The organism is Actinoplanes sp. NPDC023936 (assembly GCF_040639325.1).
In the GTDB taxonomy this organism is placed as follows: Bacteria; Actinomycetota; Actinomycetes; order Mycobacteriales; family Micromonosporaceae; genus Actinoplanes.
This window is the reverse complement of sequence record NZ_JBEZZR010000025.1, coordinates 48,793-61,150: the sequence shown is the minus strand read 5'-3', so window position 1 is coordinate 61,150 and position 12,358 is coordinate 48,793. Positions and strand designations below refer to the sequence as shown.

Below are 12,358 nucleotides of genomic sequence, written 5' to 3'. Positions count from 1 at the left end.
CGCGGGTTCACCGGACCCGGGCGGACAGTGAGCGACCAGGCGGCATCCGGAGCCGATATATGGTCGAACCGACCGGTTTCGGCTGTTGCTGTGAACCCGAAAAGCAGGTCGCCGGCGTCGGCGAGTGACGAGCGCCGCATCGGGTGTTCCCGTTGTTCGCCTGGTTCGCCGCGGACCTGCGGGCCGGCGCCACCGATGGGGAGATCGGATGGCCGCCGGCCCGATGCCGGGCGCTCACTCGCTGCGCAAACCCTCGGGTTTGGTCAGTCTCCACAGCAGGGGCAGGCTGGCGACGGCGACGGCGAGCACCGTGGCGGCGGCCGCACCGGACACGCCGCTGATGGCGGCCCAGTCGAAGCGGACCGGGATGTCGGTGGCGGCCGCGAGCAGGGCCGACAGTCCGGTGCCGGTGGCCATGGCCAGCAGCAGGCCGAGCACCACCGGAATCGCGACCTGGTACAGCACCGAACCCGACAGCGTCGTACGCCGGACTCCGAACGCCACGAGCACGGCCAGCAGGCGCCGCCGTTCGCGCAGCTGTTCCAAAACGTTGACCAGCATGCTCGCCCCGATGATGAGCAGCAGGGCGGTGGCGCCGACGAGCAGGCCCTGCTGGACCTGGGCCAGGGTGCCACTGATCTGGCGTGCCGACAGTTCCTGGACGGCGGCGAACGGGTCAGCCCGGGAACTCGCGTTGCGCAGCCGTTCGATCGCGTCCGGGTCGGCGCGGTCCAACGCCACCAGCAGGGTGTCGGGCGCGGGTACGGCGGTACCGAACGCCGCCGGGGTGGACAGGAAGACGCTCCGGCCATAGGTGTCGGATGCCGGCGCGGCGGTGCGGACATCGCCGGGCACCGTCCAGCGGGTCGCCGGGCTGGTCTCCCCGGGCAGGCTCAAGGTCGCGCCGGGAGCCGCCCCCTCCGGCAGGCGCTCGCCGATGTAGAAGCTGTCCCCGTCGGCGCAGGCGTCGAGTTTCGCGTACTGCTGGAGGGCGGCACAGTCCGCCACCCGTACGGTGATCTCGTCGGCAGTGCCGGGCGTGGCCCTGGTCTCCAGCGTCGTGACACCGCTGACACCGGTGACCCCGGGAACGGCCGTCAGGAGCGGCACCCACGGCCGCTCGTCACCATCGGCGGGGCCGGAGGTGTAGACGGTCGCCTGGAACCGGTCGCCGGGCGCCTCGCCACTGGTGAACTCCGCCTCGAACGCGGCGACCAGCCCCTGCATCGCGATGACGCCCGCGACCGAGACGGCGATGCCGGAGACCGCGCGTACCGCGGTGCCGCTGTCCAGTTGCAGCCGGCGGATGGCGAGCTGCCACGACACCTGGCTGCCACCGAGCCGGCGCACTGTCGCCTGGACCACCCACGGCAGCAGAAGCACGACGCCGATCAGCAGCAGGGTCACACCGGCGGCGACGAGGACCTGCGTCATCGTGTCGGGCTCGCCCTCGCCGCCGAACAGCAGTGACAGCAGGGCGGCGCCGAGCGCGGTGGGAATGAGCCGCCACCACAGCCGGCGCCGGCGTTCCGCGGTGTGCCGGACCACGCCGAGCGGCTCGATCACGACCCGGCGCAGGGCGGAGAGCGTGACCAGCACGGCAGCCGCGGGAACCAGCACGATCAGCGCGGCCACCAGGGCCGGTACCGGGCGCAGGTCGGAGGCGAAGAAGCTGAACTCCGGCGGTACGAGATCGAGCACCAGCCGGCCTCCGACGGCGAAGACCAGTCCGCCCAGCAGCAGCCCGAGCACGGCGCCGGTCAGCGTCTCCCCGGCGGCGATGCGCCGGGTCATGCCGGTGTCGGCGCCGACCAGCCGGATGGCCGCCAGCTGCCGGTCACGTGCTTCGCCGCCGAAGCGCACCGCGGTGGTGACGAACACCATGACCGGTACCAGCAGGACGACGAGGCCGACCACGGCGAGGATCACCAGCAGGGGCGCCAGCGAGTCGGCCTCCCGTTCGTCGTCGCCGAAGGACCGGACCCGCTGGGCGTACCCGTCGTCCCCGGCGGCGAGCTGGTCGTCGCCGAGGTAGAACACGTGATCGCGAGGGCCGGTGAGTCCGGCCGGCCCGATGGTGCCGACCACACGGGCGTTCCATCGGTCACGGAGCAGTTCGCCCTCGGGGGACTCGAGCAGCTCCGCCAGGGCCGGCGACACGACCATCTCTCCGGACGCCGGAAGGCGTCCCACGCCGGGCGGCACGGGGGCCCGCTCTCCCTCGGGCCGCACCAGGTGCCCGGCGATGGTCCGGTCCCGGAACTCGGTTCGGGCGTCGGCGATCAGAAGTGTGTCGGGGCCGGGAGCGGCGACCTCGGGGCCCGGCTGTTGCGCCACAGCGCGCTCGGAGCGGGCCGCACCGATGCTGGGCAGTGCCGCGGCGGCGAGCAGCATCGCCACCCCCAGCCCGATCCCGACGGAGATCATCGTCAGGCGGGTCCAGCCGGTCCGGCCCGCCGCGACGCTCAGCCGGACGCCGAGCAGCAGGTCTCGTATCCAGAGCGCGGGCCCGCGTGGCATGGTGTCCGGCGGGGTCACGCGATGTACTCCGGCGCACGGACCCGGCCGTCGCGGACCACTGCCTCGCGGTCGGAGTAGGACGCGACCCGGACGTCGTGGGTGACCAGCACGACAGCGGCGCCGCTCTCCCGGGCAGCGGTGATGAACAGCTGCATGACGCGTTCGCCGTTGAGGGAGTCCAGCGCGCCGGTGGGCTCGTCGGCGAAGATGACCCGCGGACGGGTGATCAGGGCGCGGGCGACGGCCACCCGCTGCGCCTGACCGCCGGAGGCCTCACCGGGCCGCTTGCTCGCCACCTCGGCCACCTCGAGGCGTTCCAGCAGGGTCGCGGCCCGCCGGTTGGCCTCACGCGGGCGGACACCGCCGAGCCGGAGCGGCAGGACCACGTTCTCCAGGCAGGTCAGTTCCGGCACCAGCTGACCGAACTGGAAGACGAAGCCGAAGTCGGTACGGCGCAGCGCGCTGCGCCGGGCGTCGGACATGGTCGCGAGATCGGTGCCGGTGTAGGTCACCCGGCCGGAGTCCGGGGTGACGATGCCGGCCAGGCAGTGCAGCAGGGTGGACTTGCCGGAGCCGGAGGGCCCCATCAGGGCCAGCACCTCTCCCGCGTGCACCCGCAGTGAGGCCCCGTCCAAGGCGGGCGTGGCGCCGAAGCGTTTCGTGACGTTCTCGGCGGTCAGCAGTGGTGTGTCCGGACTTGGCTCGATCATCCGGCGTCGCTCCTCACGCGCTCGCTGAGTTGGTCCAGCCGGGCCGCGGTCAGCTCCAGCCAGCGCAGATCGGCTTCCAGGTGGAACAGGGCGTGATCGCAGATCAACTGGTCGGCGAGATCGCCGTGGAGTTTGCGGGTGGTCAGCTCCCGCATCTGCTTGAGGTGTTCGCTGCGCTGGGTGTCCAGCAGGTCGGCCGCGTTGCGACCGGTGAGCAGGGCCAGCACCACCTTGGTGAACAGGGTGCTCTGGAGGTAGACGTCCGGTTTCTCCGGCTGGTTCAGCCAGCGCTCGACATCGGTGATGCCGGCGTCGGTGATGGCGTAGCGCTTGCGCTCGGGGCCGTCACCCGGTTCCGACTGGACCTCCACGAGACCGTTCTTGAGCAGGCGGGCCAGGGTCGAGTACACCTGCCCGTAGTGCAGCGCGCGACCGTGGCCGAACTGGTCGTCGTAGGAGCGTTTCAGGTCGTACCCGTGCCGGGGACCGCGTTCCAGCAAGCCCAGGAGGGCGAAGCCAACAGACATGATCACGAGTATACGCATAGTTTATACATTGAGTGTCTACTCGCAGTTCGTGCCCGGTCCGGTCGCTGCCCGGGGCGCACACGCGCCTCGGGCAGCGGGTGACCGGCAGGTCAGCTCAGTTCTGCGGCCCGGTAGGTGACGGTCCGGTCGGTGGTGTGCACGGTGATCGCGAATCCGTCGGCCTCGCCGCCCGCGGGTCCCGGCCACCAGGCGCCCCACCATCCGGAGGCCACGCTCGCCTGGAAGGTCTTCCCGTTGTCGAGGCGCACCTCCACGCCGGTCACGCCGGGACCGGCGAGGCCGACGGCGTTCGAGTACTCGCTGTCGCCGTCACCCTGCGAGCTCCTCGTCACCAGGTTCACGGCGGTGGCGGCCGGCGCCGGGGAATCGGCCGCGCCCAGCGTCATCGAGGCGAACTGCTCTCCGCCGACGATGAGGCATTCGATCGCGGCGCCGTCGTCCTTGCGCATGATCAGCATGGTCGCCTCCCCTCGCTGCTCGGCGAGCAGCACGTCGGACGGGGTGAACGCGGTGGAGCTGCCACCGGCGCCACTCTCGGCACATTGCTTCGCCTGCGGCAGGACCTGCGCACCGGTACGGGCGGTAGGCGTCGCCGTCCAGGACGCGACAGCCTTTTCGGCGGCGCCGGGCACGAGCGCCGGCACGGTCACCGCGGCCACCGCGCCGACCGCCATGGCCACCGCGCCGGCGGCGATCCAGCGGCGCCGAGCGGCGTGGGCCGGCCGCCCGGTGACCTCGCCGGCCATCGTGCGCTCCACGAACGCCCGGGAACGAGTCCACTGGAGCTGGCTGGGCTCCCGGCCGCGGGCCGGGTCCAGAACGGCGAGCTGGTGCAGGTCCTTCATGCTGTCGTTCACGACTGCTCCTGGAAGGTGTGCGGACGGGAGGAGAGAACAGGGGCGACGGGTGCGGCCGGTTCGAGGGCCTTCTGCAGCCGCTGGCGAGCGCGGGTGAGCCGCATGGCGAACGACGAACGACGAATGTTCAGCACGGTGGCGGCCTGCTCGGCGGTCAGGCCGTCGAAGGCGACCAGAGCGAGGGCCTCCCGGTCGGTGGCGCTGAGCGTGCGCCACGCTCGTTGCAGGTCGACGCGAGCAGCCGCGCTGCTGGAGCCGTCGGCCACATGCTGTTCCTCGGTCGTGCTCAGCCGTACGTCCAGCGCCCGGCGCCGCAGCCACCCGCGGGTCTGATTCGCCATGGTCTTGCGGGCGACAGCGAAAAGCCAGGGCCGCGCGTCCTCGGGCAGCTCACCGAAACGCCGCCACGCGGTCAGATAGACCGTCGAGACGATGTCCTCGGCCTCGTCGACCGGCACCCGCCGCTCGACGAAGCGCAGCAGGTCGGCGAAGGTGCTCTCGTGCAGAGCGCGGAAGCGTTCCTCGGCCTCCGCCCCACGCGAGCCGCTCATCGGTGTGTTCCTTGGTGGTTCATGTCCTCTACCTGTCCGGGTCGGTGGAAGGTGCCACACCTCCATGCCGCTTTTTTCGGGGGCCGTATCGCCGTCAAGGGCGGCGGGTGAGCTGCCACCACAGCGACGGCTCGCCGATGGCGGCATCGGCACGCAACGGCACGCGAATCCCGGCTGCCTCCACCGTGCCGACCACTTCGCCGTGCCGGACCCGGCCGCTCGGCGGCGTCGCCGTCACCTCGACCGGAACCGTCAGTCCCGGCCATCCGACCACCGTCAGCGGTCTGGCCGGACTCACGGTGACAGCCTGACCCCACGCCGACTCCAGTTCACCACTCGGTGACGCGTCGAGCAGCCGGAACTGCTTCACCTGCTCCCGTACGGCGGTCAGCAGCTTGCGGACCACCTTGTTGACCGCGGCCAGCTGCTCCGGTGTGTCGGTCCCCGGCTGGTTGAAGACGGCGCCCACGATGATGTAAGTCCGTTTGGCCACCGTCAGCCGCGCGGCGAAGAGCAGGTTGCCGCCGGCCTCGTCGGTGGAGCCGGTCTTGATGCCGAAGACACCGTTCACGCCGAGCAGGTCGTTGTAATTGCGGATCTTCCCCGCCACCGGGATGGTGGCCTCCGGTAGCTCGACGATCTCGGTGAAAACCGGTGACCGCAGCGCGGCGCGGGCAAGTTCCACCTGGTCGGCGGCGGTGCTGACGGTGCTCGGCAGATAGCCGCTGGGATCGGTGTACTCGGTGTCGGCGAGCCCGAGCTCGTCGGCCGCCGCGTTCATCTTCGCGACGAAGGCCTTCTCGCTTCCGGAGTCCCAGATCGCCAGTTGGTGCGCGATGTTGTTGGCCGACGGCAGCATCAGGGCTTCCAGCGCGTCGCGCTGGGTGAGCCGCTCTCCCTCGACGACCGGCACCAGGCTCTGCCCGAGCGGGATCCGTGCCTCGTAGTCGGCCACGTCGGCCGCCGTCACGGTGAGGGTGGGCCCGTCCTCGCCGCTGCCGAGGGGATGGTTCTGGAGGATCACGTAGGCCGTCATCACCTTGGCAACGCTGCCGATCGGCTCGGCGCCGCCGCCGCTGCCGGATCCACCCAGCCGCCCCAGCCCTTCGATCATCAGCTCGGCGGAGCCCTGCCGCGGCCAGGGCAGAGCCGGAGCTTTGCCGGGGATGCGGATCTGCGGGGCGATCGACGTCATGAGGGTCGTCCGGGGAAGATCCCGGCTCAGCTGTGCCGCTGTCCCGGCGCCGAACAGGGCGGCAAGCAGCAGAACGGGTACGAGAGCGGACAGCAGCCGGCGTCGCGTTCGTCGCGGCGGCGGTCCCGGGGCACGATCACCGCCTGCGCCGGCGGCCGGCGCCGGGCGGTGCGGGAATCGGGGCGGTGGTGCGGGCAGCGGCATGTGACGTGGTCCCTATCTGTGTGGAGACCGAAGTAACGCACCGTGCGGTGTCGAGCTGCCAGTCCAGATGCTGTCTGTGCCTGTCCAGAACGGTGGAAGTGTGTGGGCGGCCACCCCGAGGGAGGGATTGGTCGGTGGACGCCCACACACCCGATCAACCGGTGATCTGCTTCAACCGCTGGGCGTACTGCTCGTAGCCGGTGCTGTTCGGGTGGAACGCCTCGGTCAGCGCGTTGAGCTTCACGTCGTGGATCCACGGTTCGCGGGTGCACGCCTCGTGGCCGGCGAAGATCGACCGGCCGTCGACGTACGTGAAGCCGCTGTGGGCGGCCGTCCGCTGCCGGATCACGTCGGCGAGGACATCAGCGGAGTGATTGAGCAGGCTGCGCTTGTAGCTGTTGAGCGAGCAGGCGCCGACCGGCGCCTTGTCCGCGGCCACGACGAGCCGCGGATAGCCGACCACGTAGACCCGGGCGTTGGGCGCCTTGGCGCGGATGGTCGAGAACAGCTGCCCCAGGGTCTGCGGCAGCGTCGTCGTCGCGATGCCGATGCCCCGCTGAACGGCCTGATGACAGGTCGCGTCGGTGCCGGCCACGCAACCGGTCAGCGTCGAGGTGAAACCGATGTCGTTGCCGCCGACCGTGATGGTCACCCAGCCGGTTTCCTTGTCGAGATCGCCGAGCTGCTTGGTCCGCACCGTCGAGACGGTGGCGCCGCTGCACGACCGGTTGACGATGCTCTCCCCGAACGCGGCCCGGCCCTTCTTGGCGACCCAGAGAGAGGGGTACGACTTACCATCGCTCTGGAAACAGGTCGTGTCGCGGTAGTTCCCGGCGCCGAGGCCAGCGGCGTAGGAGTCGCCGAGCACTACGTAGTCGCGTGCCGTGGCCGCCTGAGCAACCGCGCCCGAGAGCGCGACGGCCGCGACCGACGCCGCGGCGACGGCGAGGGCGCCGATCCAGCGTCGCTTCACATGAGCCTCCTGAATATCGACGAGTTTGGGCCCGACCATGCTGCGCGAGGGCCGGCGGACGGACCAGGCCAGTTCCCGCCCGGCAGCTGTCCGCGACACGGCCCGGCGGCGGTGGACAGCCGCTGAACACCGGATGGTCTCGTGCCGGGTGGCCGCGCTCTGGATCATGGGCGACGCTGTTCTACGCATGCGGGGTGGCCGCATCCGTGTCGTCATACCCGGCCGCATGCTCGTCCGAGCCGGTCACCGGTCCGATCCGGATCGGGACCGCGCCCGTGTCACCGGCGCTTCCGGACAGTGAATTCCTGTCGTGAGCAGCCGTGATCCGCTGATGTGACCGTCCTGCGTCGTTCCTGCGGCGCAGTCGATGGGGGAGGCAATGATGAAGGGGAGAACCGTGTTCTCCGGTGTCCCACGGGCGACGTCCCGTGCCGCGTCGTTGATCGGCAGTGGTCTGCTGGCCGGAGTGCTGCTGGCGGCGGCGCTGCTTCCCGCGGTGGCGCTTCCCGGGCTGACCGTCAAAGCCGGAGCGGAGATGTTCAACGAACTGCCGGCCGAGCTCGTGGTCCGGCAGGCGCCGCAGAACAGCTACGTGTACGCGTCCGACAACAAGACTCTGCTGGCCGTCATCTACGACGAGAATCGTCGCGATATGACGGGGAACGACATCCCGAAGGTGATGCGGGACGCGATCGTCGCCGCGGAAGACCACCACTACTACGAGCACAACGGCGTCGACCTGAAGGGTGTCGCGCGCGCGTTCGTCAACAACAAGGCCGGCGGCTCACAGCAGGGGGCCTCCACCTTGACGATGCAGTACGTGCGGATGGCGCTGTCGTACTCGTCGACCCGCCCGGCCGACGTGGTCGCCGCCAACGAGGACACGACCGGCCGCAAGGTGCGCGAGATGCGCTATGCCACGCAGCTCGAGAAGCAGCTGTCCAAGGACGAGATCCTGGAGCGGTATCTGAACATCGCGCCGTTTGGTAACGGCGCGTACGGCGTGTTCGCCGCCAGCCAGGTCTATTTCTCCACGCACCCGAAGAAACTCACCACCGAGCAGGCCGCCATGCTGGCCGGGATGGTGAAGGCGCCGACGGCGTTCGATCCGACCACGAAGGACGGCCGGCCGCAGGCTGTCGATCGCCGCAACTACGTGATCGGCAACATGGCCCAGCTCGGCATGATCACCGCAGCGGAGGGCAAGCGCGCCGAGGCCGCGCCCTTGAAGGTCAACGGCAAACGCACGCCGAGCGGCTGCTCCACCACGTCGAAGAACCACTGGGGATTCTTCTGCGACTACTTCTATCGCTGGTGGCAGTCGCAGAAGAGCTTCGGCGCCACTGCCTACGACCGGGAGCAGCTGCTCAGGACGGGTGGCTACCGGATCGTCACGACCCTGGACCTGCGAACCCAGAACGCCGCACGCAAGAACGTCGCGAAGCGGGCGGCGAACGGCAACCGCAACGCGATCATGATCGCTGCGGTGGAACCGGGCACCGGCCGGGTGCGTGCGCTGGCCGTCAACCGTGCCTACCGCAACGACACTCAGCGCAACGAGCCGCACAGCAACCCGCAACTGCGCGAGGCGGGTCGTAAGGGCAGCTATCCGAACACCACCAATCCGCTTCTCACCGGTGGCGGCGACGTCGCCGGTTATCAGGGTGGATCGACTTTCAAGGTGTTCACCACTGTCGCTGCCCTGGAGCAGGGCTACCCGCTGAGCCACGTGATCGATTCCCCCAAGCCGTACTACCGGTCCGGGTACCCGGGCGACGCGGGACAGCGCGGCCCGTGCGCGGGTCAGCCCGTCTACTGCCCGAAGAACGCCTCCACCTCGCTGGTCGGCAAGTTCGACATGTGGGGCGCCACCGGCAAGTCGGTGAACACCTATTTCGTGGCGTTACAGGAGCGGGTCGGCACGAGCCGGGTCGTTGACGCCGCGCGGCGTCTGGGCATCGAGTTCCGTGCCCAGGAGGACATCGATCTGGCGAGCAAGGGCAATGTCGGCAACTGGGGCGCGTTCACCCTCGGCGTCTCCGCGACCACCCCGCTGGACCTGGCGAACGCGTACGCAACCCTGGCCGCCGACGGCAGGTACTGCGAGCCCATTCCGGTGCAGAGCATCAGCCGTGGTGGCGAGAAGCTCGATCTCACCGATCCGCGATGCCGGCGTGTGGTGAAGAAGGAGATCGCCCGCGCCGCGATCGATACGCTGCGGTGCCCGGTGGGTGACCGGTCCAGCACCTCACGCTGCGTCGGCGCGACCGCTGGCGATGTCCGTGGCATTGTGGGTAAGCCGGTGGCGGGCAAGACCGGCACCACGGACGGCGATCGCACGGCTTCGCTGGCGGTGACGACCCGGCAGTTGTCCGTCGCCGGCATCGTCGCCGACCCGGACAACCACGCCACCAGCATGCGCGGCGGTGGGGACCGGTGGGCCGATCCGCACGGTGAAGCGATCAATCCCGCTGTCGCCGAAACATTGCGCGACGGGATGAAGGGCGTCCCGGCCAAGGACTTCACGCCGCCGTCCGGAGAGCTGATCGGCGGTCGGGCGCCGCGGTGAGGATTCCCAGCTGCATGACCTCGCGGTTTCCTCTCCGGCGGACCGCCGAGGAAACCGCCGGAGAGGTGGCACGGGCGAAACCGTGCACCGGGGCGTCCGTGGCGGGCCGCCCCGGTGGCCGGGCCCCACGGACCCGCTTGGCCCGCCTGCTCAGCGACATCCCGGCCGCGCCGGGCGATCGGAGGAACGACGTGGCGTTCACCGGAGTGACAGTTCCGCATGATGCCCGGCCGGACAGGAGGACAACCGATGAATGAGGATCACGCTGCGGTGAGATGGACCGACGACATCGATGCGGTGCTGGGCGGTGACCTGACTGCCGCGCTGACCTATGTCACGCCGGCCGGTGGAGCCGTCGCTGTCGCCGTGGCGCCGGTCGGGCTACGCGACCGGGAGAAGGGGTGGGTCGCCTTCACCACGTCGCTGGGCTTCGGCAAGAAGCTGGAGCGGATCACGCGTGACCCGCGCGTCGCGCTGGCCTACCACAGCCGCGAGCACGGTACGGCGACCGGCGACCGGTACGTCCTGGTCCAGGGCCACGCCGAAATCGTGCCGCAGCCGGATCCCGAGCTGGCAGCGCTCGTCCGGCGCCAGGCCACCGCCGCGCTGGGGCCGCCGCTCACCGGCGTCTTCTGGGACCGGTGGCTGCGTGAGTACTACCAGGTTCGGGTGCCGGTGCTGGTGCGGGTCCGCCGCGTCACCAGCTGGCCGGATCTTCGCGCCGCCGGTGAGCCGCTCGTGCTGGGCGCCGCGCCGGTGCCGCCGCCGGCTCCGCAGAACCCGCCGGCCTCGGGAACCTGGCCGCGTGTCGACGTGCAGCGGACCGGTGACCGGTTCCGTAAGCATCCGCATCGGCTGCTCTCCTATCGGGGCAGCGACGGCTATCCGGTCACGGTTCCAATTGAGGTCCGGCGCGTCAGCGCCGAGGGCATCGAACTGGCCGCGGCGCCGGGGCTGATCCCGGATGGCGCCCGGCGAGCCGGGCTGTTGACGCACTCGTTCGGCCCGCAACTGGTGGGACTCTCCACGCGGTACCACACCGGCTGGCTGAGCAAGGACGCCACCGGCAAGGTGATGTACTTCCCGCACACCGCCAGCGGGTTCTCGGCGCCCCGGCAGAAGGCGTTGCAGATGTTCGCGACCGGACTGATGGCCAAACGGGGGCTGCGAGCCTCCCGCCGCGCGTCGGCCCCGTGAGGTGCGGATTGCCCGGCGCACGCTCGTGCGCCGGGCGTCCGGGTGCCGGCTCAGGCCTTGACCTCACCGCGCCGGTCGGCGAGAGCGCGGCGGGATTCCTCGTCGACAAGGTCGGTGTTGATGGCCATCGCGGCCCGCGCGCCGCCGGCGGCGGCCATGATCACCTGGTCGAGCGGGCTGGTCACGTTGCCGGCCGCCCACACCCCGGGGACAGCGGTCGCCCCGGTGGAGTCGGCGGGGATGTGTGTGCCGAAGACGTAGCCGTCGCGTTCGAGCGGGGCGGGCTCGAGGCCGAGCTCGGCCAGGAAGCCGGCACGCGCGCTCATCCGGCCGGTCACCACGACGGCCCGGCAGTCGATCACCCGGCCGTCCTCGAGCCGCAGTCCGGTCAGGGTGTCGTTCCGCACCACCGTTTGCGACACTCCGCCGTCGACCACGGTGATGTCTCGTGCGGCGAGTTGTTCCCGCTGCTCATCGGTGAGAACAGGCCCGGTGTGGGTGAACAGCGTGACGTCCTTGCTCCACTGCCGCCACAGCAACGCCTGATGAACCGCCAGCGGACTGGTCGACAACACCGCGATCGGCTCATCACGGACTTCCCAGCCATGACAGTACGGACAGTGCAGCACCTCACGACCCCACCGCTGCGCCAACCCCGCCACCTCGGGCAACTCGTCCACCAGACCCGACGTGACCAGCAGCCGATCAGCACGCACCAACCGCCCACCGGCCAGCATCACCTCGAACCCGGCGCCGTCCTTCCGGCGCGCCGTGACCACCTCATCGGTGACCACCTGCCCGCCGTAGCTCTCCACCTCACCACGACCCACAGCCAGCAGCTGCGCCGGCGGCATCCCGTCCCGGCCCAGATAGGCATGCATGGCATCAGCCGGCGCGTTGCGCGGACTCCCCGCATCGACCACCAGAACCGACCGGCGCGCGCGACTCAACGTCAGCGCCCCACTGAGACCGGCAGCGCCGCCACCGACAACCACGACCTCATAGCGGTCTTGCATTGCTTTCTCCATCTCCTG

The 12,358-nt window shown here is 70.4% G+C and carries 9 protein-coding genes and 1 pseudogene; 2 read left to right on the top strand and 8 right to left on the bottom strand.

The window, feature by feature from the left end:
• Positions 1-234: 234 nt before the first annotated feature.
• The 7 genes from AB0F72_RS27700 to AB0F72_RS27670 form a co-directional block, all read right to left on the bottom strand.
• A complete protein-coding gene (locus AB0F72_RS27700) occupies positions 235-2,538 on the bottom strand; it encodes an ABC transporter permease (RefSeq protein WP_360436647.1) in 2,304 nt (767 codons plus the stop codon).
• On the bottom strand, positions 2,535-3,230 hold the full coding sequence (locus AB0F72_RS27695; protein ID WP_360436645.1) for an ABC transporter ATP-binding protein: 696 nt from the start codon (positions 3,228-3,230) through the stop codon (positions 2,535-2,537). The genes AB0F72_RS27700 and AB0F72_RS27695 overlap by 4 nt, the downstream gene beginning before the upstream one ends.
• Positions 3,227-3,757, bottom strand: coding sequence for a PadR family transcriptional regulator (locus AB0F72_RS27690; protein WP_360436643.1), 531 nt, complete (start codon positions 3,755-3,757; stop codon positions 3,227-3,229). The genes AB0F72_RS27695 and AB0F72_RS27690 overlap by 4 nt, the downstream gene beginning before the upstream one ends.
• A 110-nt stretch (positions 3,758-3,867) precedes the next feature.
• Positions 3,868-4,635 (bottom strand): hypothetical protein, encoded by a 768-nt coding sequence (locus AB0F72_RS27685; RefSeq protein WP_360436641.1) that lies wholly within the window; start codon positions 4,633-4,635, stop codon positions 3,868-3,870.
• On the bottom strand, positions 4,632-5,186 hold the full coding sequence (locus tag AB0F72_RS27680; protein WP_360436639.1) for an RNA polymerase sigma factor: 555 nt from the start codon (positions 5,184-5,186) through the stop codon (positions 4,632-4,634). Before AB0F72_RS27680 ends, AB0F72_RS27685 begins: the two co-directional genes overlap by 4 nt.
• Before the next feature lie 94 nt (positions 5,187-5,280).
• Positions 5,281-6,585, bottom strand: a complete 1,305-nt coding sequence (locus AB0F72_RS27675) for a D-alanyl-D-alanine carboxypeptidase (RefSeq protein WP_360436637.1) — start codon at positions 6,583-6,585, stop codon at positions 5,281-5,283.
• A 154-nt stretch (positions 6,586-6,739) separates the two neighbouring features.
• On the bottom strand, positions 6,740-7,558 hold the full coding sequence (locus AB0F72_RS27670; RefSeq protein WP_360436635.1) for an SGNH/GDSL hydrolase family protein: 819 nt from the start codon (positions 7,556-7,558) through the stop codon (positions 6,740-6,742).
• A 382-nt stretch (positions 7,559-7,940) separates the two neighbouring features.
• Between AB0F72_RS27670 and AB0F72_RS27665 the strand changes: the two are divergent.
• Positions 7,941-10,138, top strand: a pseudogene (locus tag AB0F72_RS27665) (transglycosylase domain-containing protein); the annotation flags it as partial.
• 238 nt (positions 10,139-10,376) lie between these two features.
• Positions 10,377-11,324: a pyridoxamine 5'-phosphate oxidase family protein gene (locus tag AB0F72_RS27660; RefSeq protein ID WP_360436633.1), complete on the top strand. Its 948-nt coding sequence runs from the start codon at positions 10,377-10,379 to the stop codon at positions 11,322-11,324.
• A 50-nt stretch (positions 11,325-11,374) separates the two neighbouring features.
• Here the strand turns inward: AB0F72_RS27660 and AB0F72_RS27655 are convergent, their stop codons facing one another.
• A complete protein-coding gene (locus AB0F72_RS27655; RefSeq protein WP_360436631.1) occupies positions 11,375-12,352 on the bottom strand; it encodes an NAD(P)/FAD-dependent oxidoreductase in 978 nt (325 codons plus the stop codon).
• Between the last annotated feature and the right edge of the window lie 6 nt (positions 12,353-12,358).